The following is a 26,964-nucleotide window of genomic DNA, read 5'->3' on the forward strand; positions in this document are numbered from 1 at the left end:
ACTCCTTTCGGGTCCAATCCGGATGATTATCCAAACGGCCTGAAGTTTTGGTTAAGTTCGCCTTGCCGGGACGGCAAAAGCGCAAGGGCTTGCCCCGCCGCGCCATTTCGCGTAAGCGCCCCCAACTGCGACGGGGTCCGTGCCCTTTCGCAGGTCAGTTTTATCCCGGTTCTCCGTGATGGACGCCATACGCTGGTCGGCGAGGTTTCGCCCACCGGCGTTTTTCGCGTTTCACTGCTGGTCGACCGGGAAACAGGAGCAACGGGCGTGTTCGATAGTCTGTCAGACCGGCTTGGAGGCGTGTTCGACCGCCTGCGCGGCCGCGGCGCGCTGCGCGAGGAAGATGTCACCGCTGCCATGCGCGAAGTGCGCATCGCGCTGCTCGAAGCCGACGTCGCGCTCCCGGTAGTCCGCCGCTTCATCGACAAGGTGAGCGAGGAAGCGACCGGCCAGCAGGTGCTGAAGTCGGTCACCCCCGGCCAGCAGGTCGTCAAGATCGTCAACGACGCGCTGGTCGAGATGCTGGGCTCGGAAACCGCCGATCTCGATCTCGCCGCCACGCCGCCGGTCGTCATCATGATGGTCGGCCTCCAGGGCTCGGGCAAGACGACGACGACCGCCAAGATCGCCAAGCTGCTCAAGGAAATGCAGGGCAAGAAGGTCCTGATGGCCTCGCTCGACGTCAATCGTCCGGCGGCGCAGGAGCAGCTTGCGGTGCTGGGCACACAGGCAGGTGTCGCCACGCTCCCGATCGTGCCGGGCCAGGCCCCGGTCGACATCGCCAAGCGCGCCTTGAACGCCGCCAAGCTGCAGGCGGTCGACGTGCTGATGCTCGACACCGCGGGCCGCCTCCACGTCGATTCTGCGCTGATGGACGAGATGAAGGCCGTCTCCGCCGTCTCTGCGCCGCGCGAAACGCTGCTGGTGGTCGATTCGCTGACCGGTCAGGACGCGGTCAACGTCGCGCAGAACTTCGCGGGCGAGGTCGATCTCACCGGCGTCGTGCTCACCCGCATGGACGGCGATGCGCGGGGCGGTGCGGCGCTGTCGATGCGCGCGGTCACCGGCAAGCCGATCAAGTTCGCCGCCACCGGTGAAAAGCTCGATGCGATCGAGCAGTTCAATCCGGAGCGCGTTGCCGGCCGCATCCTCGGCATGGGCGATATCGTCTCGATCGTCGAGAAGGCGGCCGCCACGGTCAAGGCCGACGAGGCCGAGAAGCTCGCGCAGCGCATGGCCAAGGGCCAGTTCGACATGAACGACCTGCGCACCCAGCTGCAGCAGATGCAGCGCATGGGGGGCCTCGGCGTGCTCGCGGGCCTCATGCCCGGAATGAAGAAGGCCAAGCAGGCGATGGCCGCCTCGGGCATGGATGACAAGGTGCTGCTTCACATGGACGCGATCATCGGCTCGATGACGCCCAAGGAGCGCGAGCGTCCCGAACTGCTCAACGCCAAGCGCAAGATCCGTATCGCGAAAGGCTCCGGCACCCAGGTGCAGGACGTCAACAAGATCATCAAGATGCACATGGAAATGGCGAAAGCCATGAAACAGATCCGCAAGATGGGCGGGCTCAAGGGTCTTGCTGCCATGTTCGGCGGCGGCGGTCTTGATGCGGCGATGCCCGGCCTTGGCGGCGGTGCTCCGGGCGGTGACAAGCTTCCCGGCGGCGGCATGGGGGCAGGGATGGGCGGCATGCCTGGCTTGCCCGGCCTCGGCAGCGGCAACATGCCCGCCAACATCAACGATCTTCTTCGGAAAAAGTGATTTCAGGTTTCAGCTACAAGTTTACTCGGAAAGGTTTGAATAATGTCGGTTTCTCTTCGTCTTTCGCGCGGCGGTTCCAAGAAGCGCCCCTACTACAAGGTCGTCGTCGCCAACAGCCGCTCGCCCCGCGACGGCGCCTACCTCGAACAGGTCGGCACCTACAACCCGCTCCTCGCCAAGGATGATGCGAACCGCGTCCGCCTCGTCGAAGACCGCGTGCGCTACTGGCTCGGCGTCGGCGCGCAGCCGACCGACCGCGTTGCCCGCATGCTCGACAAGGCCGGCATCAAGGAACGCGCCGCGACCAACAACCCCAACAAGGGCGAGCCCGGCAAGAAGGCCAAGGAGCGCGCCGAAGAGCGTGCCGCCAAGATCGCCGAGGCTGAAGAAGCCAAGCGCGAGGCCGAAGAGGCTGCCGCCGCCGCTGCTGCCGCTCCGGCTGCTGAAGAAGCGCCCGCCGAGGAAGCTGCTGCCGAGCAGGCCGAAGGCTAAGTCCGCATGACCGGCCGCCCCGTCACGCTCGCTGCCATCAGCGGCGCGCATGGCGTGGGCGGCGAAGTGCGGCTCAAGCTGTTCGGGGAAGGGGTGGCGAGCCTCAAGGCGCACAAGTCCTTCAACGACGGCTCACTCACGCTGCAGAAGCTGCGTGATGACGGGAAGGGCGGCGCTATCGCCCGCTTTGCCGAAGTGGCAGACCGCACTGCGGCTGAAAAGCTGCGCGGCACCGTGCTGACGGTGCCGCGCGCCAGCCTCCCGCCACTGGCGGAAGGTGAATACTACTACACAGACCTCATTGGTCTTGCCGCCGTCTCGACCGAGGGCGAAGCGCTCGGCACCTGCATCGCGGTCGAAAACTTCGGCGCAGGCGATGTGCTCGAGATCGAGCGCGCCAATTCCAAGCGCTTCATGGTCCCCATGCGCCCCGAAGCCGTGCCCGAATGGAACGGCGAACGCCTGCTGATCGAAGCGGCCTACGCCGCCGACTGACAGCAGGTCTGCGTATCGCAGCCAGCGTCGCAGCGTTCCACCTTCACGGGCGGCGTGATCAGATCGCGCACCAGCATGCGCAGCTCATCCCACAGCGTCGGCACCGGACGGCCAGTGCGCGCCTGTTCCTCGCGCGCCTGCAAGGCTGCCTTGTGGGCTTCGGCCCAACCGCGGCTCCACACTTCGTCCATCATCGCTCGTCTCCTTCGCTGATGGCCGCATTGTGCCTGTCTTGCGGGGGCAGGGCCAACAAATGCTCTGGCATATCCTATAAGGCAGCCTTATCATGAGGCATGCCCGATCTGCCGCCCCTCTCTGCCGTCCGCGTGTTCGAAGCTGCCGCAAGGCTGGAGAACTTCAGCCGCGCGGCCGAAGAGCTGGGGATGACCCAGGCCGCCGTCAGCTATCAGGTCCGCCAATTGGAAGACCGCGTCGGCCGCCCGCTGTTCCTGCGCGAAAAGGGCCGCGTGCGCCTGTCCGAAGCGGGGCGCCGCCTTGCCCCCGCTGTTTCCGCAGCGCTGTCTGATATCGCCACGGCTTTCGCCAATCTCGGCGCGGATGACAGTGGCATTCTTGCGATCAGCACGATTCCCTCGTTCGGCGGCACCTGGCTCAGCTCGCGCATCGGGCGCTTCCAGATCGCCGTTCCCGATCTTGCCATCCGCCTCGAAACGACGGGCCGCATCACCGATTTCGCGCGCGAAGGGATCGACGTCACCATCCGTTCCGGCCTTAGTCCATGGCCCGGCCACACCGCCGAATTCCTGATGCGCTACCACGTCACGCCGATCTGTTCGCCAGACTTCCTCGTTGCCAACGACATCAAGGAACCGGCGGACCTGCTGCGCGTGCAGCGCCTCGCGCAGGATGATCCGTGGTGGGCCGGCTGGTTCGCCGAGGCGGGAATCGCGCTCCCGCCCGCACCGCCCGCCGCCAGCATCCTGTTCGACAGCCAGCTCGAAGAGGCCCGCATGGCGGGCGCAGGCTTTGGCGCGGCGCTGATGACACCCGTCTTCTGGGCCGAGGAAATCGCCACTGGCCGCCTCGTCCAGCCGTTCCCCACGCTGTACTTCCCGCCGTTCTCGCTCTGGCTGGTCCGCCCCGAAGGCCGCACCGGAGTGCGCAAGATCGAACGTTTCCGCGAATGGCTCCTCAGCGAAATGGCCGCCGAACGCGCGCGCGGCATGGCACCTGTGGAAGTGTGGACGCCGCCGCCCGTAACGAAGCGGTAACAGGCCAGCTGTATAGGGACGAATAGATGAACGCGCCTTTCGCTTCGTCCGTCCCGCTGGCAGCTGACCCGCTGTGGCTCTCCCTTTCAACCTACGAAGTCGGCCCCGCCGATGCGGAGCTGCCGTTCACCCGGCGCCTCGCCCGTGAGAACGGCTGGAGTGCCAAGCATGCCGCCCGCGTGTTCGAGGAATATCGCCGCTTCCTCTACCTCGCGGTGACAGCCGAACACCCCGTCACCCCCTCAGATGCGGTCGATCAGGCCTGGCACCTTCACCTCACCTACACGCGCGACTACTGGGAGCGCCTGTGCCCTGAAGTCCTCCGCCGCCCGCTCCACCACGGCCCCACCAAGGGCGGCCAAGAGGAAGGCGCGCGGTTCCACGAACAATATGCCCAGACCCTGCGCAGCTACGAGGCCGCCTTCGGCCCCGCGCCCGCAGACATCTGGCCCGATGCGCGCCGACGCCTGATGATCGATCCCATGGCGCGGCGCGTCCACCCGCATGAAGCGCTGATCCTGCCCTACCGCTGGCTTCCCGGCGGCGGGCTGGCCGCGCTTCTCGCTTACGCTCTGTGGAGTGTCTTATGACCGGTCTTGGTCCTTTCGACCTGCATGGCCCTGAATTCCTGACCCTCTATTGTGAACTGGCGCTCATCGCGCTGTTTGCCGCTTTCGTCATCCCCCGCTACCTCCGCCCCGACGGCCAGCGCGGCCGCCGCCCCGACGAAGCCGAGATCGCGCTCCTCGCCGGCGGCCGCGACCGTTTTGCCGAGACGGTGACAGTCGGGCTCCTTGCCAAGGGCGCGGCGACTGTGCAGTCCAGCGGAAAGGTCGCCATCCGCGATCCGCGTGGCGGTGAGACCATGGCGGAGCGCCGCGTTGCCGCGCTGACGTCACCCGCAAGTTGGCAGGATATCCACCGCGCCCTCGCCGGACCGGCTGAAACCGCCGAACGGCAGCTGGAGGCCAAGGGCCTGTGGATGGACCGCCGCGCCGCTCGCCAGCTCCGCCTGATCCAGACGGCGCCGCTCGCGCTGCTGTTCCTGTTCGGCATGGCCAAGTGGATCGTCGGCACGCTGCGCGATCGCCCGGTCGGTATCCTCACCGCCTTGCTCATCGTCACCGCGATTGCTGCGATCCTGCGCTTCGCTGTAATCGATCGCCGCACCCGTGCCGGCAAGGCCGCGCTGGCGGACGCCCGCCTCGAAGCCGATCGCCTGCGCCGCGCCGCGCCGACTGACGAAACCCCCCTGGCGGTCGCGCTGTTCGGCACGACCGTACTCACCGGCTCGTGGCTCTCGGACTTCCACCGCATGCGCGCGGCATCAGGCAGCGGCGGCGATACCAGCAGCAGCAGCGGCTGCAGCGGCGGGGGCGGAGGTTGCGGCGGAGGCGGCTGCGGCGGCTGCGGGAGCTAGTCCCACCTCCCATTGCGTCACTGCTCGCATTGACGAGAAATTGGTGCCAACCTGCCGCTGAACGGTTGGAGGCGTCGAATGCGGTTCAAGGCAGTTATCTTGGCATTTCTGGCGCTGGGCACACCGCTCCCTGCTCTCGCCCAATCCTCTGATCCCGCCAGCTTCGACCCCGAAATCACGACCATCCTCAAGAACTGGATGACCGAAAACCACATCCCCGGCATGGTGTTCGGCGTGGTCAAGGACGGCCGCCTTGCCTACGTCAAAACCGAAGGCGTCCAGGACCTCGTCCAGAAGCGCCCCGTTACGCCCGACACGCTGTTCCGCATCGCCTCGATGACCAAGGCCTTCACCGCGCTGTCGATCCTCAAGCTGCGCGACGAGGGCAAGCTCGCGCTCGATGATCCGGCGGACCGCTATGTCCCCGAACTGCGCGGCTGGACCTATCCCACCACCGATTCCCCGCGCATCACCATCCGCGACCTGCTCACCCACAGCGCCGGTTTCGTAACCGACGACCCGTGGGGAGACCGCCAGCAGGTCCTCTCGCAGACCGCCTTCACCGCGCTCCTCCGCGCTGGCGTCCCCTTCACCCGCGCGCCCGAGATGCGCCACGAATACGCCAACCTTGGCTACGCGATCCTCGGCCGCGTCATCGCCAACATCACGAAGGCGCCCTACCGCAGCTTCGTCGAGCAGCGCCTGCTCACCCCGCTGGGGATGACCGCCAGCGGCTTCGACGTCCTCGCCCACCCGAAGGACAAGCGCGCGATCGGCTATCGCTGGGAAAACGACGCGTGGGCCGAGGAACCCACGATGAAGGACGGCGCGTTCAACGCGATGGGCGGCCTCGAAACGAGCGCAACCGACTATGCCAAGTGGCTAAGCTTCATCACCTCCGCCTGGCCCCCGCGCGACGGCGAAGACACTGGCCCTGCCAAGCGCGCCACTGTCCGCCAGATCATGCGCGGCGCGAACAACGCCAATGTCTTCCACCGCTATGCCACCGGCGGCGGCAAGCAGTGCCCCGGCGCCCTGGCCTACGGCATGGGCTGGCGCGTCATCACCGATTGCGATTACGGCACGGTCCTCGCCCACGGCGGCGGCTACCCGGGCTATGGCAGCCACGTCATGGTCCTCCCCGAATACGGCGCTGCGCTCTTTGCGCTCACCAACCGCACCTATTCGGGCCCCAGCCAGCCCGTGTGGGATATTGCAGCGCTGCTCACGGCCAAGGGTGTGCTGGTGAAGCGTGTGGAGCCGGTTTCGGCGGACCTCGCCAGCTTTTACACGGCGGCGCAGACGGTCTGGACCTCCGGCACCATCGACGCGCTGCAAGGCCGCGTCGCGATGAACTTCCCGATGGACCGCACGGCGGTAAACTGGGCTAAAGTGCTGGCGGAAACCAAGGCCAAATCCGGCACGTGCGAGACCTCTGCGCCGATCGCCGCCGATGGCGCGCTGAGCGGCACCTTCACGTGGAAGTGCGAGAAGGGGAGCATCGAGGGTACCGTGCTGCTTGCGCCGACCAAGCCGATCACGCTGCAATCGCTGGGCTATGCGTTCGAGGGGAAGGATTGAATTTGGCGCAAGGATTGTATATACGGAATGTATATACGGAGTCTGTCATGAGCTACTGCAGATGGAGCGATGGCCATCTCTACGCCTATCGCGGCGCGGATGGCTATCATGTGCATGTCACGGGGCCAGCCTTGGCTGAAGGCCGGGTGCAGGATCGCTACGTCGAACCATCGGCGCAGGCCCTGCTGGCGCGCGTGCTCTGGCTGGGGGAGAAGGGCTGTGACTATCCATGGGATGCGCTGCGCTGGCTCAAGGAAGATGTGGTCGCCGAACTCGATGAGCGGGAGAAAGTGCAGTGAGCGAGGAGTTTCTCGGCAAGACTTTCAAGTCCGGCAATTCGGTCGCGCTGCGCCTGCCCAAGGCGCTCGGCTTTGAAGAGGGCACCGAAGTGCGCATGGTCAAGGAGGACCGCATGACCTTTCGCATCGAGCCGGTAGACGCCCCCAAGCGCAAGATCGATATCAGTGGGTTCTGGGGCAAGGCTCCCGGCCTGACGCTTCCCCCGCGCGAGGATTTCGAGGAACGGCCCAGCACGATCGCGGCACGCAAGGCAAAGCCTGAGGCGTGATCCGTTTTTTGATCGACAGTGACTGTGCGGTCTATGCCATGACCGCGCGGTTCGCGCCCCTCGGCGTGCGGCTTTCGCAGCTTGAGCCGGGTGATATCGCGATATCATCGATCAGTTTTGCCGAAGTCGCCGTGGGAACGGTGGCGGGCAAGCCGCCCGAGCCTGCCGTGCTGGAGGCGTTTGTCGCCGTCATCCCGATCCTTTCCTTCGACGAATCCGCCGCACGCGAATACGCCCGCCTGCCCTTCAAGCGCGCCCGCTTCGACCGGCTGCTTGCCGCCCATGCGCTCAGCATCGGCGCGACGGTGGTGACGAACAACGAAGCCGATTTCGCCGATGTGCCGGGGCTCAAGGTCGAGAACTGGACGGTGTGATGGAGCATCTCTTCAACGTTTTTGTGTTCGCATTGATGCCGATGATTATCTCAGTCCCTGTCGTGCTGCTTTTGACCAAGTACGGTCGCAGGTTGGGTATTGGGCAGGCGTTGGCTGGCTTCGTGCCGACGATTTTCGTTTTCGTTGCGGCCCTGTTTGGCCATGTCTACTGGCTGCTGAGTGAGGGCGCGGCGGATCATTCTGCGTACAGCCCAGCAATGTTCCTTATCGTTGGCTTTCCTGTAATACTCATCAATCTGGTGGCGAACATGATCGCAGCCCGTTGGGCCTCTAAATGACCTTCGTCGCCACTGTCCTCACCCTCTACCCGGAAATGTTCCCCGGCCCGCTCGGCGTCAGCCTCGCCGGCCGCGCCATGGCGGAAGGCACGTGGGCGCTCGATACCGTCCAGATCCGCGATTTCGCGTACGACAAGCACCGCACTGTCGATGATACGCCCGCAGGCGGCGGCGCGGGCATGGTGCTGCGCGTCGACGTGCTGGCCAAGGCCATTGACCATGCGCGGGAAGGGGACGCAGACCGCCCCGTCATCGCCATGACTCCCCGCGGCAAACCCCTCACACAGGCCCGCGTGCGCGAACTTGCAAGCGGTCCAGGCGTCATCCTCTTGTGCGGCCGGTTCGAAGGTTTCGACGAGCGCATCTTCGAAGGGCGCGCCGTCGAGGAAGTCTCTGTCGGCGATATCGTGCTCTCCGGAGGCGAACCTGCCGCGCTGATGCTTCTCGATGCTTGCATTCGGCTGCTTCCCGGCGTAATGGGCGCGCCTTCAAGCGGGGCAGAAGAGTCGTTCGAGAACGGCCTCCTCGAGTACCCGCATTATACCCGCCCCCAGGAATGGGAAGGGCGCACGATCCCTGAAGTGCTGCGATCGGGGGATCATGCGAAGATCGCTCAGTGGCGGAAACGTCGGTCTGAGGATGATACTCGGTCACGCAGGCCGGACCTTTGGGAGCGCCACACCGGCGTTCGGGTCCAGTCTGCCTCTGGCGCGCAGCGTGAAGTGCAGGACGATTGAGTCATGAACATCATTCAGCAGCTCGAAGCTGAAGCCATCGCCGAATTCAAGGCGAAGAAGACCATCCCCGATTTCCGCGCGGGCGACACCGTGCGCGTCGGCGTGCGCGTCGTCGAAGGCGAGCGTACCCGCGTCCAGGCCTACGAAGGCGTGTGCATCGCGCGTTCGAACCGCGGCCTCGGCTCGAACTTCACCGTTCGCAAGATCTCGTTCGGCGAAGGCGTGGAGCGCGTGTTCCCGCTCTACTCGCCCAACATCGACAGCATTACCGTGGTCCGCCGCGGCGTGGTGCGTCGTGCCAAGCTCTATTACCTGCGTGGCCGCACCGGCAAGTCGGCGCGTATTGCCGAGCGCAAGACGATTAAAACCACCACGGAAAGCTGACCGGGGAGGGCCCATAAGCCCACCGCCCGCGGGCACCGCAGCGTGCTTCGAGAGGCGCCCCGGCAAACCAGCCGGGGCGCCTCTTTTCGTTTCTGAGGTATCAATTCTCCAACAGTCCGTTCGTCCCGAGCGAAGTCGAGGGACACGTTCGAGCGAAGCCGAGAACCGGCGCAAGGCCTCGGCTAGGCCCGGCCACTATCCCTCGACTTCGCTCGGGACGAACGGGTGAAACGGTAACGTTCAATACCCCGACCAAGGACACGGCCATGATGCGACTGATGACCAGACTGCCAATTGGCCTGCTCGCCGCGACCGCGCTTGTCGCTGCGGCGCCCGCATCTGCCGCCGAGACGAAGGATAGTGCCGTGACTGCACCGCAAGCCGCACCCGCTCTGACCATCGAGCGCGTTTTCGCCAGCCCCAGCCTTGCGGGACCCGCGCCGCGGGCGGTCAGGCTTTCGCCCGATGGCCGCTATGTCACCGTGCTGCGCAATCGCCCGGACGACCGCGAGCGCTATGACCTGTGGGGCTTCGACCGGAAAGCAGGCGATTGGCGGATGCTGGTCGATTCGAAGAAGCTCTCCTCGGGCCGCGAACTCAGCGAGGCCGAGAAGATGCAGCGCGAGCGCAAGCGCATCGGCGATCTGAAAGGCATCGTCCGCTATGAATGGACGGTTGACAGCACCGCCGTGCTCGTGCCCATCGATGGCGATCTGATCCTCGCCGGGCTCGATGGTTCGGTGCGCAAGATCGCCGGGACCAAGGGCGGCGAGCTTGACCCCTCGCTCAGCCCCAAGGGCGGCCATGTCGCCTTCGTGCGCGATCAGCGCCTCTTCGTGGGGCCGGTCGACGGCAAGACCGATCCGCAGCCGGTGACCCCTGTCGAAACCGCCGCCACCGTCCATTGGGGCGAAGCCGAGTTCGTTGCGCAGGAGGAAATGAACCGCTTCAAGGGCTACTGGTGGTCGCCCGATGGCGCGCGCCTCGCGGTCGAGCGTTTCGACGAAGCCAAGGTCGGCACCGTCACCCGCGCCGCCATCGGCGCGGACGGCACCAAGACCTTCGAGCAGCGCTATCCCGCCGCCGGCACCCCCAACGCAGACGTCTCGCTCTGGGTCATCGGTGCGGATGGCCAGAGCCGCGTCCAGGTCGATCTCGGCGCCGAGAAGGACATCTACCTCGCCCGCGTCGATTGGGCGCCCGATGGCAAGACGCTCTATGTCCAGCGCGAGACCCGCGCGCAGGACCGGCTCGACATGCTCAAGGTCGATCCCGCCACCGGCAAGGCGGAAGTCCTCTTCACCGAGACGGCGGCCAAGGGCAGCTGGATCAACCTCTCCGATGCCTACCGCTTCCTCGCCGATGGCAGCCTGATCTGGACGTCCGAACGCGACGGGTTCGCGCACTTATATCACTACAAGGCAGGGACCTTCACTCAGCTCACCAAGGGCGAATGGGTCGTCACCGATCTGCTCGGCGTCGACCAGAAGACCGGCCGTGTCACCTTCGTCGGCACGAAGGATGATGTCCTTGCCCCGCAGGTCTATGCCTTCGATCTGAAGCACCCCGAAAAGCTCGACCGGCTCACCGATCTCGCCTTCCACAACAGCGCCGCGATGGACCGCAAGGGCCAGACCCTCGTCGTCACCCGCAGCGCCGACAATCAGCCGCCGCAGTCCTATCTTGCTGACGCCACCGGCAAGCGCCTCGCGTGGATCGAGGAAAACCGCGTTGAGGGCCTGCACCCTTATGCGCCTTATCTCGCCAGCCACCGGCCCGCGCAGTTCGGCACGATTCTCGCGGAAGACGGCACCCCGCTCCACTGGATGATGATCACTCCGCCGCTTGAGCCCGGCAAGCGCTACCCGGTGTTTTCCTACCAGTATGGCGGCCCGAATTCGCAAGAGGTCGCCAAGGGCTGGCAGTTCCCGCTCTTGCAGGCCATCGTGGGCAAGGGCTATATCTACTTCGCCATCGACGGGCGCGGCTCCAGTAACCGCGGCGTCAAGTTTGAAAGCGCCATCAATCGTGCGATGGGCTCGGTCGAGGTGGCCGACCAGCTTGCCGGGGCGCGCTATCTGAAGTCTCTCCCGTTCGTCGATCCCAAGCGCATCAGCATCTTCGGCTGGTCCTATGGCGGCTACATGACGCTCAAGATGCTCGAACAGCACCCGGGCGAATGGGCCGCCGGCGTGGCCGTCGCCCCCGTCACGCGCTGGGAGCTTTACGACACGCATTATACCGAGCGCTATCTCGGCGACCCGAACAAGGAGCCCAGGGTCTACGAAACCTCGGGCGCCTTGAAGGATGCCGCGAAGATCACCGATCCGCTCCTCCTCATCCACGGCATGGCCGACGACAACGTCGTGTTCGACAACTCGACCGCGCTCATCGCCAAGCTGCAAGGCGAGGCCGTTCCCTTCGAAATGATGCTCTACCCCGGCTTCACGCACCGCATCGGCGGGCCGAAAGTCAGCAAGCATCTCTACGAAACCGTATTCCGCTTCCTCGACCGCAACGGCGTGGGTAGCGGCCAATAACCATCTGGGGCCGCAGAGGCCGCCATAAGGAGAGTACAATGGGTTACCGGGTAGTGGTCGCAGGCGCGACCGGCAATGTCGGGCGCGAGATGCTCAATATCCTCGCCGAGCGCGAGTTCCCGATCGACGAGATCGCGGCGCTGGCCTCCTCGCGCTCGCAGGGCACCGAGATCGAGTTCGGCGAGACTGGCCGCATGATCAAGGTCCAGAACATCGAGAACTTCGACTTCACCGGCTGGGACATCGCGCTCTTTGCCATCGGCAGCACCGCAACCCAGGTCCACGCCCCGCGCGCGGCGGCGGCCGGCTGCACGGTGATCGACAATTCCTCGCTCTACCGCATGGACCCCGATGTGCCGCTGATCGTGCCCGAGGTGAACCCCGACGCCATCGACGGCTACAAGGCCAAGAACATCATCGCCAATCCCAACTGCTCGACCGCGCAGATGGTCGTCGCGCTCAAGCCCCTGCACGACAAGGCGACGATCAAGCGCGTCGTCGTCGCGACCTACCAGTCGGTCTCGGGCGCGGGCAAGGAAGGCATGGACGAACTGTTCGAGCAGAGCCGCGCGATCTTCGTCGGCGATCCCATCGAGCCCAAGAAGTTCACCAAGCAGATCGCCTTCAACGTGATCCCGCACATCGACAGCTTCCTCGATGATGGCTCGACCAAGGAAGAGTGGAAGATGGTCGCCGAGACCAAGAAGATCCTCGATCCCAAGATCAAGCTGACCGCCACCTGCGTGCGCGTGCCGGTGTTCGTCGGTCACTCCGAGGCGATCAACATCGAGTTCGAGGACGAGATTTCCGCCAATGAAGCACAGGACATCCTGCGCGAGGCACCCGGCGTCATGCTGATCGACAAGCGCGAGAACGCCGGATACGTCACGCCCATCGAATGCGTCGGCGATTTCGCCACTTTCGTCAGCCGCGTTCGCGAAGACCCGACAGTCGACAGCGGCCTCTCGCTGTGGTGCGTCTCGGACAACCTGCGCAAGGGCGCCGCGCTTAACGCAGTGCAGATCGCCGAACTCCTCGGCCGCCGCCACCTCAAGAAGGGCTGACCCTTCCTCTTGAGCCCCTCCCCCCGCTCATCCTGAGCTTGTCGAAGGATCGGGGAGGGGTTGGGGAGGGGTGCGCACCCACTCGGCGCAAAGCATTTCCAACCTCTGCGATAGAGATTCTTGCATTGCCGCCGTACCCTTGCGGCCCTAAACCCCGAACGCACGAAAGGGACCCGACCACGGGACCTGCCGGGGGATTGCCATGCTGGCCCATTTCGATCTGCTGCACGGCGTTGCCGGCCTGCTCGTGGGCTTTCTGGTCGGTCTGACCGGTGTCGGCGGCGGTTCGCTGATGACGCCGATCCTCGTGCTGCTGTTCGGCGTCGCGCCCGGCACGGCGGTGGGCACCGACCTCCTCTTCGCCTCCGTCACCAAGATCGCCGGCTCGACCGTCCACGGCAAGCGCGAGACGGTTGACTGGCACATCATGCGCCGCCTTGCGATGGGCAGTGTTCCCGCTGCGGTTGTGACGTTGATCCTGATCTCCGATTTCGGCAAGATGAGCAAAGCATCCAGTCACATCGTCTTGCTTTGCCTCGGCGCCATGCTGATTGTCACCTCGGTCGCCACGCTGTTCCAGAAACAGCTCGCCGTGATGGCCAAGCAGCACGAGCGGCTGGACGACCGGCAGGCATTGATCCCCACCATCCTGCTCGGCGCGCTGCTCGGCGTTGCGGTCACGATCACTTCGGTCGGCGCGGGCGCCATCGGCGTCACCGTTCTTCTCATGCTCTACCCGGCGCTGCGCGTCGCCAAGATCGTCGGCACCGATATTGCCCATGCCGTGCCGCTCACGCTGGTTGCGGGCTTCGGTCACTGGATCATCGGCGATGTCGACATGGCCCTGCTCGCCAGCCTGCTTGTCGGCTCGCTGCCAGGTGCGGTAATAGGCAGCATGCTCTCGTCCCGCTCGCCCGATCACGTGCTGCGCCCTGCGCTGGCCGCCGTCCTCATGGTCTCCGGCATCCGGCTGCTCAGCCAGTGAGCGAGACCTACCCCGGTTTCGACGGTGCCCCCCTCGCGCTCCACCGCATGGGAGAAGGCCGTCCGGTCATCCTGCTCCACGGCCTGTTCTCGTCCGCGCACGTCAACTGGATCAAGTTCGGCACCGCCGCGCAGCTCGCCGCCGCTGGCCTCGAATGCCTTATGCCGGACCTGCGCGCGCATGGTGAGAGCGCCGCGCCGCACGATCCCGCCGCCTATCCGCCCGACGTGCTCGTCCGCGATCTCGAAGCGATGGTCCGCCACTACGGCCTCACCGACTACGACCTCGTCGGCTTCTCGCTCGGCGCCCGCACCGCCGCCCGCGCGGTGATTGGGGGTCTTAAGCCCCGCCGCCTCGTGCTCTCCGGCATGGGCCTCGAAGGCCTCGCCGGCTGGCTGCGGCGGCAGGCTTTCTTCAGCGAAGTGCTCGACAAGTTCGGCACGATCCGTCCGGGCGAACGCGGCTATCCGGCCCAGCAGTTCCTCAAGACGATGGGCACCGATCCCGATGCCGCGCGCCTGCTGCTCGGCACGATGGACGATACCGATCCCGCCACGCTCGCCGCGATCACCATGCCCACGCTCGTCCTCTGCGGCGATCAGGACAACGACAACGGCAGCGCCGATCGCCTTGCCGAAGTGCTCCCCAACGCCCGCCGCTCCACGATCCCCGGCACCCACATGAGCTGCGTGACCGAACCCGCGATGGGCGCCGAACTGGTTTCATTTCTGACCGCTTGACTCCGTTACGGACCTGGCCGACGGACGCGGCAAGGACAGCCGCGGATGCTGTCCAGATCCACTGACCGGAGAGCCAGCCCCATGAAAACACTTGTATCTCTCGCCGCGCTCGCGGCTGCCAGCGTGGCCATGCCCGCGTTCGCCCAGCAGGCCCCCGATGCTGCGTCCGCGCAGGCGTGGATCAAGGCCGCCGACCAGGCCTACTTCGATGAGACCGTCCGTGCCGGCCGCACCCAGTGGGTCTACGAGACCAATATCACCGACGATACCGAAGCCCTCGTCGCCGCCTCCAACGCCGAGCAGAACACCTTCATGGTGAAGACCGCCGCCGAAGCCGCGCGCATGGCCAAGGTCCCCGGCCTCACCGCCGAAGACCAGCGCAAGCTCGTCATGATGCGCACCCAGATCACCAGCCCGGTGCCGACCACCCCCGGCGCGGCGGAAGACTTCGGCACCCGCCAGGCCCGTATCCAGGGCCTCTACGGGAAGGGCCACGGCACGCTGAACGGCTTGGCCGTAAACGGCAGCGATATCGAGGAGGCGATGGGCACCAATCGCAACCCCGATCAGCTCAAGGAAATGTGGCTCTCGTGGCACGACAGCGTCGGCAAGCCGATGAAGGACGACTATGCGAAGATGGTCGAGCTTTCGAACGAAGGCGCGCGCGAACTCGGCTTTGCCGATACCGGCGCGCTGTGGCGCTCGAACTACGATATGGACCCGGCCGCCTTTGCCGCACTTACCGAGAAGATCTGGAACGAAGTCCGCCCGCTCTACGTCCAGCTCCACTGCTACACCCGCACCAAGCTGAACGAGAAGTACGGCGACGCCGTCCAGAAGAAGACCGGCCCGATCCGCGCCGATCTCCTCGGCAACATGTGGGCGCAGGAATGGGGCAATATCTACGACGTGGTCGCCCCCAAGGGCTCGGGCGATCTCGGCTACGATGTCGGCGAACTGCTCGTCGCCAAGGGCTATGATCCGGTCAAGATGGTCAAGGCGGGCGAGGGTTTCTACTCCTCGCTCGGCTTCGCACCGCTGCCCGAGACGTTCTGGCAACGCTCGCAGATCACCAAGCCGCGCGACCGCGAGGTCGTCTGCCATGCCTCGGCGTGGGATATCGACAACAAGGACGACCTGCGCATCAAGATGTGCACCAAGGTCAACGGCGATGATTTCGTGACGATCCATCACGAACTCGGCCACAACTACTACCAGCGCGCCTACAACCAGCAGCCCTCGCGCTACTACATGGAAGGCGCCAACGATGGCTTCCATGAGGCCATCGGCGATACCATGGCGCTCTCGATCACGCCCGAATACCTCGTCCAGATCGGCCTGATGGGGCGCGACAAGGTCCCCGCGGCGGACAAGGATACCGGCCTCCTGCTGCGTCAGGCGATGGACAAGGTCGCGTTCCTGCCCTTCGGCCTTCTCATCGACCGCTGGCGCTGGGGCGTGTTCGACGGCTCGATCAAGCCGGACAATTACGAAGCCGCTTGGAACCAGATGCGCCTCAAGTATCAGGGCCTCGTGCCCCCGGCGGAACGCCCGGCCGATGCCTTCGATCCCGGCGCCAAGTTCCACATCCCCGCGGTCGTGCCCTACACGCGCTACTTCCTCGCCCGCGTGCTGCAGTTCCAGTTCTACGAAGCGGCGTGCAAGGAAGCCGGCTGGCAGGGCCCGCTTCACCGCTGCAGCTTCTATGGCAACAAGGCCGTCGGCGCGAAGCTCAACGCGATGCTCTCGATGGGCGCCAGCAAGCCGTGGCCTGATGCATTGGAAGCCTTCACCGGCAGCCGCGAAATGAGCGGCAAGGCGATGATCCGCTACTTCGCCCCGCTGCAGAAGTGGCTCGAGGCCCAGAACAAGGGCCAGACCTGCGGCTGGTGATCACTAGATCCTCCCCATTTTTGCCGCAGGCACAAATGGGCCGGACTTCATGACGTCCTCCCCATTTTTCCCGAAGGGACAAATGGGGAGGTGGCCTGCCGCAGGCAGGTCGGAGGGGTAAAAACCATTTTCCTACAGGCCGCGGTTTGAGCCATGCTGGCCATTGCTCTTTGAACCGTGGTTCCTTCCCAAGTGCCGCGCCGCCGATCATCCGCACCGGGTTCCCGGTGAACAGGACCGGTGTGCCGTGCGGCCCGTTTCCAACCCGCTGCGCGCGGGCACTCGCCAGTGCTCGGAGAAAATGCTTTGAAATCAGTCGCGGCGAGGGTTGACAGTTTTCTCTCTGGACTGTGTCAACTGCGTCAACCTCTCACCGGAACGGCGGCTCGTTAAACGCGCGCAATTTGCGGCTGTGCAGGCGGGCGCCTTCCGCCCGCAGCAGCGCGCAGGCGGTCGTGCCGATGGCGAGATGGCTTGAGATCGCCTCCTCGTAGAACCGATTCGCCTGGCCCGGCAGCTTGAGCTCGCCGTGGAGCGGCTTGTCCGAAACGCACAGCAGCGTCCCGTAGGGCACGCGGAAGCGATAGCCCTGCGCGGCGATGGTGGCGCTCTCCATGTCGATGCCGACCGCGCGGCTCAGGCTCAGGCGGCGTGCGGAGTGCGAGTAGCGCAGTTCCCAGTTGCGGTCGTCGGTGGTGACGACGGTGCCGGTGCGCATCCGCCGCTTGAGGTCCGATCCGCCCGCGCCGCTGACGATCTCCGCCGCCCGCGCCAGCGCCACCTGCACTTCGGCGATGGCCGGGATCGGGATTTCCGGCGGCAGCACCGGATCGAGCACGTGGTCGTCGCGCAGATAGGCATGCGCCAGCACATAGTCGCCGATCTTCTGCGTGGGACGCAGGCCGCCGCAGTGGCCGATCATCAGCCACGCCTCGGGCCTCAGGACTGCGAGGTGATCGCAGATCGTCTTGGCGTTCGACGGGCCGACACCGATGTTGACGAGCGTGATTCCGTTGCCGTCCGGCGCGACGAGGTGGTACGCCGGCATCTGGTGCCGCCGCCATGCCGTGTCCGACATGCGGGCGCGGGCATTGTCGACCGGCGCATCGAGATAGAGCCCGCCCGCGCCCGACAGCGCGGTATACTCGCCGGTGCCCAGCTGCTTGCCCGCCCAGTCGACGAACTCGTCGACATAGCGGTGGTAGTTGGTGAACAGGATGTAGCGCTGGAAATCCTCCGGCGGCGTGCCGGTATAGTGGGCCAGCCGCGCAAGGCTGAAATCGGTGCGCAGCCCGTCGAACAGCGAGAGCGGCAGCGGCCCATCGCCGACGTTGTACTCGCCGTCCGCGATCTCGTCGCCGATATGGGCAAGATCGGCATTGGGGAAATGCCGCGCCAGCTCCTGCGGCGTCACGCTTCCCATCTGCGCGCCGAGGCTGCCGTCGAGGACATAGGCGAAGGGGATTTCCTGCCGCGAGACGGCGGCTTCCACCGTCACGTCGAAGCCTTGCAGGATGATCGCGAGCTGCTCGGCAAGGTAGTCGCCAAACAGGTTGGGGCGGGTCACCGTGCAGGCATAAGTGCCTTTCTGCGCGAGGCGGCCGAACGAATGGCCAGTCGGCTCAATGCTCGGCTCGCCCTCGAAGTGGATGCGCAGTTCCGGGTAGCAATAGCTGCCATCGTGCCGCCGCTCGTCCGGCGGCAGCGTGCCCTTGGCGGCGAAAGCCATGACGTCCTCGCGCAGCCGGGCGACCGAGGCGGTGTAGATGCGCGAAAGCTCGTCGAGCACAGAGGCGATATGATCCATGCCCTAGGTGTAACTGCCTGCCGTGACCTTTGGAAGTCATGCGTTCAGCGCATTCGTCTGAGCACCTTGGTCGAGACGATATGGGCCTTCAGGTCCTCCGGATAGAACCACACCTCGCGCAGGTTGCCGCTGGCATAGCGGTCCACCTGATCGCCGAAGTGGGGCGAGGCCGGATCGGCGCTCGTCCCGCCGATGCTGACGGCGCGGGCGCGGACCCTGGGGCCGAACTCGACCACCGCGACAAAGCTGTTGCCGCTGGTGCCATACATCCGCTTCGTCCCCGGATAGCGCGCCGCGCCGAACGAGGCGAGGCTGCCCCAGTTGCCGCTGGCGAACGGGATCGGCGTGCTGGGCTTGGCATCGTCGAAGGTCTGCGTGATCGCCCCATCGTTGCGCTGGTAGCGGTTGAGCGAACTCCACTGCACCTGCCACGAGCCGAAATCGCTGACGAGCCGGTTCACCGCGTCATCGAGCGCGGCAAGGCGGTCGCCATCGGTGATCCGATTGTTCATCCGCTCCCACAGGCTTTCCTCGTCGCTGTCGTCGATCTTCACCACCCGCGCCCACAGCGCCTCGGCAAAACCGACCGCGAGGCTGGTGGCGGTAGAGTTCAGCGCCCACTTGTGGTCCCAGCTCCGCAGCAGCGCGATCGGCCCATCCCGCTTGGTGTCCGGCGCGGCAGCGTGCGCGGCGAACAGTGGCGGGAGCAGGCGGTCGAAGGCGGGAAGTGCGGGGTCGTAGGCGGCGGCCATCAGCTTCTCGAGCGTGAAGTCGCTGCGCCCTGTCAGCACGGCGCGGGCGTGGGCTTCGCGCGCGTTCTGGCCCGCTTCATCCATGTAGCGCGGGAAGGCGTCCCGCTTCGGGCTGTCCGCCCCGGCCGCCGTCCACGGCGCGTTGTTCACGTTGAACACCCAGCCGTTCGCGGGATTGAGCACGTTGGGCAGGCTCGAAACCGGATGCAGCCCCTGCCACCGCGCCGCCGGCTTGCTGCCGTCGACGGGCCGGCGCCAGTCAAGGCTGTTGTCGCGGATCGGCACGAACTGCGGGTGCAGGTACGCGATCTCGCCCTTGGTATCGGCGAACAAGGTGTTGTTGCTCGAATTGGCCTGCAAGCCGGCTACCTTGAGAAAGCTTGCCAGATCACTGGTCTTGGTGCGCAGGAAGCTCTGCTCCAGTGCCGGGACCGGCCGGTTCATCAGGCCATAGGCAATCCACTTGCCGCCCTCTTCGCGCACCACTGGGCCGTGCTCGCTGGCATAGGTCGTGAAGCTGCGCTCGGCGAGCGAGCCGTCCGGCTGGCGGACCTTGAGCGTGACGGTCTGGGTGGTGAACGGCTTGACCGCATCGCCCACCTTGTAGGCAGGCGCCTTGCCCGGTTGCTGCACCACCGTTTCGGCAAACTCGTCGACGCGGTCGGACCCAGTTGTCGTGTGCATCCACCCGGCGTTCTGGTTGAACCCCTGATAGATGAAGAACTGCCCCCAGGTCGCCGCGCCATAGGCATTGAGGCCTTCGCCGCTGGTGACCTGCTGTTCGGCGCGGAAGTAGAAGCTGGTGTGGGGGTTTATCAGCAGCAGCGCGTGCCCGCCCGCCGTACGCGATGGCGCGATGGCGATGCCGTTGGAGCCCGCCGGTTCCTTCAGGCGGCGGCCGAGTTCGTCGTCGGTCATCGCAACCTTGCGCGCGCCGTAGAAGGCCTCGACCTGCGAGACCGGCACGCGTTCGATATCGCCGCCGATGCTGCCTTCGGTGAAGCTCAATGCCATCCACGGCTCGAAATGCGTCAACACTCGGGGTTTAACTTCGGGATGATCGGCGAGGTAGGCGTTGAGCCCGGCGGCCCACGCATCCATCAGCTTGCGCAGCCAGGCCGGGCTCTTCGCATAGTCCGCGTTGAGCACGGCGGGATCGATCCACAGACGCTGGCGCAAGTCCTGCCAGAGAGCGCTTTCCCCTTCCGCCTCGGCCAGCCGGCCCAGGTTGACGAGGTAGTTGCGCTCGATTCGCGGGAAGTCATCCTCCGCTTGTGCATAGATCATCCCGTAGACAGCGTCCGCATCGGTCCTTCCCGAGATATGCGCGATACCCCACTCATCGCGTTCGATTTTCGCTTCGCCGATTATTTCGGAACTTTTCGCTGCAGCGTTAACGGGAGCCGCTCCGACAAGGAGTGCAGCAGCTGCGACGGCTTGCGTGAATTTCATGAAATGCTCCCGATCAACTTTACTGGAAATGCTCTGTCAAATCATTGGAATCAAATGGTGATATACTGGAAAGTGGTTGTCTGCATTTCTGTCGGGTGCGGCGTTCTTTAAGCGAATGGGTTAACGCCTTAGGGCTTTCCCGCAGTCATTTACCTTAAAACGCCATTGGGCATGCTCCGAACATAAGCGGGAAAACCAAGGAGATGCGCAATGGGGATCATGGGGACTACGGGCACCGGTCTCGACCGCGCCATAACGCTGATTGCCGACGATTACGGCCTCAACATGGGTTCTTCGGCTGCGGCGATCCGCGAAGGGGCGGCAGCGGCCGATGGCATGAACGGGCTGATCGTCAGCGCGATCAAGACACTCGGCCTTGCCAATGATGGCGACATCTCCGTCTCCGACATCTATTCGCTCAACTCCTACTTGCGCTCGAACAGCTTCACCAAGTTCACCGCACTCTATGGCAGGTCCACAAACGGCGTCGAGACCGGATTCCAGCGTGTTTCCGGAGAGGGTGCCGTCACCCGCCTGTTCGACCAGGCCGGGGTCGACCGGGTGCTGGACGGGATCTACGAACTGGCGTTCGAGATCCGCGACGGGCACCTCACCTCGCCGCGCAATTTCTGGGGACCGGGGGTCGACGATGTCGCGCATTGGCTCGATACGCTGCTGGCGCCCGAACTTGCAGCTGGTACGCTCAAGAACAGCAAGGCCGATCCGCAGGCGCACGGCACCACCGGCACCGGGCTCGACCTGCTGATCGAGCGGCTGGTGGATGACATCGGCCTCAATCACCGCATCTCGCAGAAAGAGATCAACGACGCAGCCAAGGCCGCCGACGGCATGGCCAGGATCCTCATCCAGGCGATCCGGGAAACCGGCGTCGCCGACGACCGGCAGATCGACCAGATGGACATGGTCGACGTCAACCGCTGGATCAGGGCCAACAAGCTGGCCGAGTGGACAACGCTCCACGGCGATGATGAAGGCCCGTTCGAGAGCGGCTTCCACACCGCGCGCGGAGACGGCGGGCGCGAGTATATCTTCGGCGATCTGGCGGTCGATACGGTTGCCGATGGCGTGTTCCACAGTGGCTTCAAGATCGAGGGCGACCGCTTCCAGAACGAGGACGGCGACGCCGCCACGCGGATCAGCGATGCATCGGACTGGATCAGCATCCTGCTGGCGAAGGATCTTGCTTCCGGCGCGCTTCAGTCGGGCCGTGGTCCGGTCGATGCGGCAACGCTGAAGACCAGCGTGGTGTTCAGCCGGGTGGCCGTGGTGACCGATGACGGCACCAAGGGCGCGCTGGATCTGGGCAAGCCGTCTGGAACGGCGCTGACCGCGGGGACCATCGCGCTCGATTTCACCGCCAATCACCCCGACGATGGCGCCACCCATGTGGTGTTCTCGAAGGACGGCGCATCGAATGCGGCGGGGGATATCACGGCCTTCATCCGCGATGGGGAACTCTATGTGATCCTGCAGGATGGCAAGCAGGACCGCTGGATCAAGGCCGAAGACGTGACCATCGAAGCGGGCCGCCAGTATTCGCTTGCGGTCACCTTCGGGCCGGACGGGCTGGGCCTGTTCCTCGACGGCAAGCGCGTCGGCGCGGATGTCGATGCGGTGACCGGGCTGGCTGCCAACACCCGAAGCCTTGCGCTGGGGGCTGGTACCTGGGGCCGGAATTCGAGCCATCCGAGCCAGCTGGACAGCCACCTCGACGGGAAGGTTGGCAATCTCGCGGTCTACAACCGCGTGCTGGACGCTTTCGAGCTGCGTGCGATCAACACTTCGGGTGCCTTGCCGAGCCAATGGAATGGCGCAGCCGCAATCGAGGGTGACCAACCTGCGGTTCGCGCGGGCACCGGTCTCAAGGGCGAAGTATTCGACCGCGGCACGACCTTTGACTCGATCGACGATCTCATCGCGCAAACCGCCACGAAATCGGCCAGTTTCCACCTCGGCGCGAGGACAGTGAACTTTGGCGGGTTTGACGAGGTCAGGACGCTGGGCGAATTCCTTGATGGCAAGGCGGTCCTTACCGATGGCGGCGCCGATACGGCGATGAACACCATCGGCCTCCGGCTGCAGGGGTATGTCTGGCTCGACAAGGGGAAGCACCTCGTCAACGTGCGCTCGGACGACGGATTCCTGCTCAAGCTCGGCGGCGACGAGCTTTCCAGCTATGCGTGGGGTCGGGGCTTTTCCGGCACGAGCAAGAAGATCGATGTGGCCAAGTCGGGGCTCTATGCGATCGATCTGTTCTACTTCGACAACAACGGTGCCGAAGGCCTGCGGCTGGAGCTCGACGGCAATCCGGTCGGCGCGGACAGGTTCTACGCCTCGATCGACGACTACACGGCTGCGCTGGCGGCGAACGGGCCCATGCCGGCGGGCGGCTTGCCCTACGCCTATGATGGCCCGGTCGGCACCACCGGCACCGGTCTCGACAAGCTGATCCAGATGATCGGCGAGGATGACGGCCTCAGGAACAACATTTCCGCGCTGCAGATCCGCGGCGGGGCGGCGGCGGCCGACAAGATCAACCACATCATCGTCGATGCGATCCAGGCGACCGGCGCGCTTGACGATGGCCACCTCACCGTTGCCGAGACCTATGAGCTTTCCGACTGGATCCACGCCAACCGCAAGGCGGAGTTCATTGCCGCCCATGGCGATGACGAGAACGGTATCGAGACCGGCTTCCACCTCGTTCAGGGCGACGGCGGGGCGAGCTACCTGCTTGGCGAGGAAGCCGTGAACACGGTGATGGACGGCATCTACCACATCGGCTTCGACACCACGGGTGACCGCTTCGTCAACGAGGACGGCAACGCCAACGCGCGTGTCGAGACGGTGACCTACTGGCTCAACGAACTGCTCGGCACGACCCCGCTGCCGCCGCCGGGCGCCGGGACCGCACCGCTGGTTGGCAGCGCTGCGAAACCCGATGTCACGGTTACGCAAGGTCTGAATGTCACCCTCGCCCCAAGCGCAAGGAACCTAACCTTGTCCGGAACCGCGATGAACGGTGCGGGCAATGCTGCCGACAACAAGCTCATCGGCAATGAGCAGGCCAACATGCTTGAGGGCGGTTCGGGTAACGACACGCTGACCGGCAATGGCGGCAATGATACGCTCATGGGTGGTCTTGGTGCTGATGTGATGTCAGGCGGTCTTGGCGACGACACATACTACGTCGAAAATCTCGGCGATGTGGTGACGGAAACCGCAGATCCACGCGGTGGCCTCGATACCGTAGTCATCAACGGCAGCGCGGTGACCAGTTATACGCTGGGCGCCTACGTCGAAGATCTGACCTTTAACGTGTCGGTGTCGGTCAAGGCGACCGGCAATACGCTCGACAATGTGATCCGCGGTGGGTCGGCGAGCGACACCATCAGCGGGGGTGACGGCAACGACAGCCTCTACGCCGCAAGCGGCAACGATATCCTTGACGGCGGCAATGGTAACGACCTGCTTGACGGCAGTGCGGGCGCGGATGCGATGACGGGCGGCCTCGGCAACGACACCTATGTGGTCGACAGCGTCAACGACAAGATCATTGAACTGGCCGGGCAGGGCACTGACACGGTGGTATCGTCGATCAGCTATACGCTGGGCGATACGCTCGAGAATCTGACTCTCCGCGGGAGCGCCTATTCGGCCACTGGCAATGCGCTTTCCAACACGATCACCGGCAACGACGGAAAGAACCTCATCGACGGGAGGGCTGGTGCGGACACGATGATCGGTCGCGGCGGGGACGACGTCTATGTGGTCGACAACACAGGCGACAAGGTCATCGAGGACGCGAACGGCGGCAAGGATGTTGTCAAGGCGTCTGTGAGCTTCACCCTGTCCGCCAATGTCGAACAGTTGCAGCTTACCGGCATCGCCGCGATCAACGGCACCGGCAACAGCGGTGCCGACTGGATCGGCGGCAATGATGCGGCGAATACGCTCAATGGTGCGGCCGGCAACGACACATTGCGCGGCAACGGTGGCGCGGATGTGCTGATCGGTGGAATCGGTCGTGATTTCAGCTTCGGTGGCGCTGGGGCGGACCGCTTCGTGTTCAGCAGCCTTGGCGATTCGACAGTTGAGGACAAGGGGCGGGACCAGATCCTCGACTTCTCACGCTCGGACGGTGACCTGATCGACCTTGCCAAGATCGATGCCAACGGTGCCGATGCGGGCGAGGGCGCGTTCAAGCTCCTGAGCGCTTTCGACGGCACTCATGGTGCGCTGACGGTGGCAGCGCAGGGCACCCAGTGGCTAGTCCAGGGCGACGTGAACGGTGACAAGTTGGCCGATTTTGCCATCCTTGTGACCAGCGCGACCGCGCTCGTGGCGGCCGACTTCGTGATGTGATGCCAGGGGCAGGGATGGCCGGCCGCACCGCGTGCCATCCCTGCCGACTTCGGGCCAGTTCGCCGAAACGCATTCCAACCGCTTGTTAAGCGATGCCGCCTATCGTGCTTGCCAGAGCCATCTGCCGGTCTTGCAAGGAACGCTGCATGCCCCGAATTACGTCAAGGCTGCGCGTGGTCGCCGCTGCCGCGCTTGCCTTCGCCTTGACCGGCGGGCCGGCATTTGCCGAGAATGTGGGCCGATGGGAATGCCATACCGGCTATGGCGAGAATGACCGGATCATCGTTCCGGAAGGGCGGGCGATCAGCGGGCATATCCAATTCGTCGATGGCGTTATCGGGCCCGACCGGATGCCGCGCGCCGAGATCGCGCTGCGAGTCGAAGTTCCGCCGGGTGAGGGCGGATGCGGTTGCACCGGATTGCTCGCCTTTCTGGTGCCAAAGCCGGAAGGCGGCCTCAAGGTCCAGTTCGAGGTGCATGGCAACGGCAACGCAGAACCGTTCGCGCAGGCCAAACCCGGCGTGCCGATCACGTTTCGGGTCGCCGTGAAGGACGGCGTGCTCACGATTTCGATGGGGAAGACCGATCCGGTGACCAAGACCCTGAGACTGCGCTATCCGCCGGCGGGGCCACTGAACGTCTCGTGTTCCGGCGCCAATGTTGTCTTCTCGGATCTCGAGCTGGAATGAGCTAAAGCTCGGTGTGACGCCCACGAAAAAGGGGCGCTCCCTTGCGGAAGCGCCCCTCTTTCATTGCCTTGATCTCTGGCCTCAGGCGTCCGCGTCGGCGGCGCGCTCTTCGAGCAGGTCGGCCGGGATTTCACCCGGTTCGGCGTTGGGATCGTATTCCTCGGTGAAGCCACCGACTTCGGTATCGAACATCGCGTCGATGACGTCGACGCCCTGCGACTGCAGCGCGGCTTCGTCGGGCGAACGGGCGACGTTGACCTTGACCGTCACGCTCACTTCAGGGTGCAGCGCGACCTTCACGGTCGAGATGCCGATGGTCTTGATCGGGCGTTCCAGCACCACCATCGACTTCGTCACCTTGGCGCCCTGATCGACCAGCGCGTCGACGATGTCGCGCACCGAAACCGAACCATAAAGCTGGCCGGCGTTGGACGAAGCGCGGATGAGCACGACTTCCTTGCCTTCGACGTTGCCGGCTTCGGCCTGCGCATCGGCGCGGCGGGCCGCGTTGTCAGCTTCGATCTTGGCGCGGTTGGCTTCGAAGACCTTGCGGTTGGCTTCGTTGGCGCGGAGAGCCTTCTTGTTGGGCAGCAGGAAGTTGCGGGCGTAGCCGTCCTTGACGGTTACGACGTCGCCGATGGAGCCCAGCTTCTCGATGCGCTCGAGCAGGATGATCTGCATGTCTCGCGCTCCTTACTTGACGATGTACGGAAGCAGGCCGATGTGCCGGGCGCGCTTGATCGCCTGGCCCAGCTCACGCTGCTTCTTTGCCGAAACGGCGGTGATGCGCGAAGGCACGATCTTGCCACGCTCGGACATGAAGCCCTGCAGCAGGCGCACGTCCTTGTAGTCGATGACCGGGGCGCCCTTGCCCGAGAACGGGCACGACTTGCGGCGACGGAAAAACGGACGAGCCATGGCTTATTCCCCTTCGCGTTCGCGGCGGCGGGTCCGCTCGCGGTCGTTCTTGCGCATCATCACCGAGGGGCCGGCTTCGTGTGCGTCGACGCGCACGGTCATGAAGCGGATCACGTCCTCGTTGATCGCGGTCTGGCGCTCGAGCTCGGCCACGACGCCGGCGGGGGCATCGATGTCGAGCAGCACGAAGTGCGCCTTGCGGTTCTTCTGGATCTTGTACGCCAGCGAACGCAGACCCCAGGTCTCGGTCTTGACGACCTTCCCGTTGCCCTGTTCGACGATTTCGGTGGCGGTGGCGGCAAGCGCGTCAACCTGAGCCTGGCTCAGATCCTGACGCGCAAGGAAAACATGCTCGTAAAGCGGCATGGGGCCTTGCGTCCTTCATCAAT

General features: G+C 64.9%; 26 protein-coding genes. 20 read left to right on the forward strand and 6 right to left on the reverse strand.

The genetic code is table 11. The annotated features are described in order from the left end of the window. Positions 1-267: 267 nt before the first annotated feature. From ffh to rimM, 3 genes are read left to right on the forward strand one after another with little or no spacing between them, the layout of a single operon-like run. Complete coding sequence (gene ffh, locus NDB2M1_RS15695; RefSeq protein WP_072383820.1) at positions 268-1,767, forward strand: signal recognition particle protein; 1,500 nt, start codon at positions 268-270, stop codon at positions 1,765-1,767. Between the two features lie 42 nt (positions 1,768-1,809). Next, entirely contained in the window at positions 1,810-2,259 is a 450-nt protein-coding gene (rpsP, locus tag NDB2M1_RS15700; protein ID WP_054121165.1) for a 30S ribosomal protein S16, read from the forward strand. 6 nt (positions 2,260-2,265) lie between these two features. Further along, a complete protein-coding gene (gene rimM / locus NDB2M1_RS15705) occupies positions 2,266-2,754 on the forward strand; it encodes a ribosome maturation factor RimM (RefSeq protein ID WP_072383822.1) in 489 nt (162 codons plus the stop codon). Here the strand turns inward: rimM and NDB2M1_RS15710 are convergent. Next, complete coding sequence (locus NDB2M1_RS15710; RefSeq protein WP_072383824.1) at positions 2,739-2,948, reverse strand: hypothetical protein; 210 nt, start codon at positions 2,946-2,948, stop codon at positions 2,739-2,741. The two genes, rimM and NDB2M1_RS15710, sit on opposite strands and share 16 nt — an antisense overlap. A 99-nt stretch (positions 2,949-3,047) precedes the next feature. On the opposite strand from NDB2M1_RS15710, the gene NDB2M1_RS15715 reads away from it, so the two are divergent. The 15 genes from NDB2M1_RS15715 (at position 3,048) to NDB2M1_RS15785 (ending at position 16,571) form a co-directional block, all read left to right on the forward strand. Continuing rightward, complete coding sequence (locus NDB2M1_RS15715) at positions 3,048-3,986, forward strand: LysR substrate-binding domain-containing protein (protein ID WP_072383826.1); 939 nt, start codon at positions 3,048-3,050, stop codon at positions 3,984-3,986. 26 nt (positions 3,987-4,012) lie between these two features. Then, positions 4,013-4,576, forward strand: a complete 564-nt coding sequence (locus NDB2M1_RS15720; RefSeq protein ID WP_072383828.1) for a glycine-rich domain-containing protein — start codon at positions 4,013-4,015, stop codon at positions 4,574-4,576. Continuing rightward, positions 4,573-5,406 (forward strand): TIGR04222 domain-containing membrane protein, encoded by an 834-nt coding sequence (locus tag NDB2M1_RS15725; RefSeq protein ID WP_054121160.1) that lies wholly within the window; start codon positions 4,573-4,575, stop codon positions 5,404-5,406. Before NDB2M1_RS15720 ends, NDB2M1_RS15725 begins: the two co-directional genes overlap by 4 nt. 99 nt (positions 5,407-5,505) lie before the next feature. Further along, complete coding sequence (locus NDB2M1_RS15730; RefSeq protein WP_253185912.1) at positions 5,506-6,987, forward strand: serine hydrolase domain-containing protein; 1,482 nt, start codon at positions 5,506-5,508, stop codon at positions 6,985-6,987. A 47-nt stretch (positions 6,988-7,034) separates the two neighbouring features. Beyond that, complete coding sequence (locus tag NDB2M1_RS15735; RefSeq protein WP_072383832.1) at positions 7,035-7,286, forward strand: hypothetical protein; 252 nt, start codon at positions 7,035-7,037, stop codon at positions 7,284-7,286. Then, on the forward strand, positions 7,283-7,555 hold the full coding sequence (locus NDB2M1_RS15740; protein WP_054121157.1) for an AbrB/MazE/SpoVT family DNA-binding domain-containing protein: 273 nt from the start codon (positions 7,283-7,285) through the stop codon (positions 7,553-7,555). Before NDB2M1_RS15735 ends, NDB2M1_RS15740 begins: the two co-directional genes overlap by 4 nt. Then, a complete protein-coding gene (locus tag NDB2M1_RS15745; protein WP_171955420.1) occupies positions 7,552-7,929 on the forward strand; it encodes a type II toxin-antitoxin system VapC family toxin in 378 nt (125 codons plus the stop codon). The genes NDB2M1_RS15740 and NDB2M1_RS15745 overlap by 4 nt, the downstream gene beginning before the upstream one ends. Then, the gene (locus NDB2M1_RS15750) at positions 7,929-8,228 is read left to right on the forward strand and encodes a hypothetical protein (RefSeq protein ID WP_054121156.1); all 300 of its coding nucleotides are present in this window, start codon (positions 7,929-7,931) and stop codon (positions 8,226-8,228) included. The genes NDB2M1_RS15745 and NDB2M1_RS15750 overlap by 1 nt, the downstream gene beginning before the upstream one ends. Continuing rightward, a complete protein-coding gene (gene trmD, locus NDB2M1_RS15755; protein WP_072383834.1) occupies positions 8,225-8,965 on the forward strand; it encodes a tRNA (guanosine(37)-N1)-methyltransferase TrmD in 741 nt (246 codons plus the stop codon). Before NDB2M1_RS15750 ends, trmD begins: the two co-directional genes overlap by 4 nt. Before the next feature lie 3 nt (positions 8,966-8,968). Beyond that, positions 8,969-9,349, forward strand: coding sequence for a 50S ribosomal protein L19 (rplS, locus tag NDB2M1_RS15760; RefSeq protein ID WP_072383836.1), 381 nt, complete (start codon positions 8,969-8,971; stop codon positions 9,347-9,349). 278 nt (positions 9,350-9,627) lie between these two features. Then, on the forward strand, positions 9,628-11,889 hold the full coding sequence (locus NDB2M1_RS15765) for a S9 family peptidase (RefSeq protein WP_171955421.1): 2,262 nt from the start codon (positions 9,628-9,630) through the stop codon (positions 11,887-11,889). 38 nt (positions 11,890-11,927) lie between these two features. Next, on the forward strand, positions 11,928-12,953 hold the full coding sequence (locus tag NDB2M1_RS15770; protein WP_072383840.1) for an aspartate-semialdehyde dehydrogenase: 1,026 nt from the start codon (positions 11,928-11,930) through the stop codon (positions 12,951-12,953). Positions 12,954-13,155: 202 nt separating this feature from the next. Continuing rightward, positions 13,156-13,938, forward strand: a complete 783-nt coding sequence (locus NDB2M1_RS15775) for a sulfite exporter TauE/SafE family protein (RefSeq protein ID WP_054121798.1) — start codon at positions 13,156-13,158, stop codon at positions 13,936-13,938. Positions 13,939-13,985: 47 nt separating this feature from the next. Continuing rightward, the gene (locus tag NDB2M1_RS15780; protein WP_082364598.1) at positions 13,986-14,678 is read left to right on the forward strand and encodes an alpha/beta fold hydrolase; all 693 of its coding nucleotides are present in this window, start codon (positions 13,986-13,988) and stop codon (positions 14,676-14,678) included. An 81-nt stretch (positions 14,679-14,759) separates the two neighbouring features. Next, positions 14,760-16,571, forward strand: a complete 1,812-nt coding sequence (locus tag NDB2M1_RS15785) for a M2 family metallopeptidase (protein WP_072383842.1) — start codon at positions 14,760-14,762, stop codon at positions 16,569-16,571. Positions 16,572-16,941: 370 nt separating this feature from the next. Here the strand turns inward: NDB2M1_RS15785 and NDB2M1_RS15790 are convergent, their stop codons facing one another. Together NDB2M1_RS15790 and NDB2M1_RS15795 are read right to left on the reverse strand one after the other, a co-directional pair. Further along, positions 16,942-18,378: an AMP nucleosidase gene (locus NDB2M1_RS15790; RefSeq protein WP_054121795.1), complete on the reverse strand. Its 1,437-nt coding sequence runs from the start codon at positions 18,376-18,378 to the stop codon at positions 16,942-16,944. Between the two features lie 44 nt (positions 18,379-18,422). Then, positions 18,423-20,582 (reverse strand): penicillin acylase family protein, encoded by a 2,160-nt coding sequence (locus tag NDB2M1_RS15795; RefSeq protein WP_072383844.1) that lies wholly within the window; start codon positions 20,580-20,582, stop codon positions 18,423-18,425. Positions 20,583-20,792: 210 nt separating this feature from the next. On the opposite strand from NDB2M1_RS15795, the gene NDB2M1_RS21795 reads away from it, so the two are divergent. Both NDB2M1_RS21795 and NDB2M1_RS15810 read left to right on the forward strand, forming a co-directional pair. After that, positions 20,793-24,968, forward strand: a complete 4,176-nt coding sequence (locus NDB2M1_RS21795; RefSeq protein WP_083554909.1) for a LamG-like jellyroll fold domain-containing protein — start codon at positions 20,793-20,795, stop codon at positions 24,966-24,968. A 173-nt stretch (positions 24,969-25,141) separates the two neighbouring features. After that, positions 25,142-25,657, forward strand: coding sequence for a hypothetical protein (locus NDB2M1_RS15810; protein ID WP_072383846.1), 516 nt, complete (start codon positions 25,142-25,144; stop codon positions 25,655-25,657). Between the two features lie 81 nt (positions 25,658-25,738). Here the strand turns inward: NDB2M1_RS15810 and rplI are convergent, their stop codons facing one another. From rplI to rpsF, 3 genes are read right to left on the reverse strand one after another with little or no spacing between them, the layout of a single operon-like run. Beyond that, entirely contained in the window at positions 25,739-26,338 is a 600-nt protein-coding gene (rplI, locus tag NDB2M1_RS15815) for a 50S ribosomal protein L9 (protein ID WP_072383848.1), read from the reverse strand. Positions 26,339-26,350: 12 nt separating this feature from the next. Beyond that, entirely contained in the window at positions 26,351-26,575 is a 225-nt protein-coding gene (rpsR, locus tag NDB2M1_RS22110) for a 30S ribosomal protein S18 (protein WP_054121790.1), read from the reverse strand. A gap of 3 nt (positions 26,576-26,578) precedes the next feature. Then, complete coding sequence (gene rpsF, locus NDB2M1_RS22115; protein WP_054121789.1) at positions 26,579-26,941, reverse strand: 30S ribosomal protein S6; 363 nt, start codon at positions 26,939-26,941, stop codon at positions 26,579-26,581. Between the last annotated feature and the right edge of the window lie 23 nt (positions 26,942-26,964).

It is taken from the genome of Novosphingobium sp. NDB2Meth1, assembly GCF_900117425.1.
In the GTDB taxonomy this organism is placed as follows: Bacteria; Pseudomonadota; Alphaproteobacteria; order Sphingomonadales; family Sphingomonadaceae; genus Novosphingobium.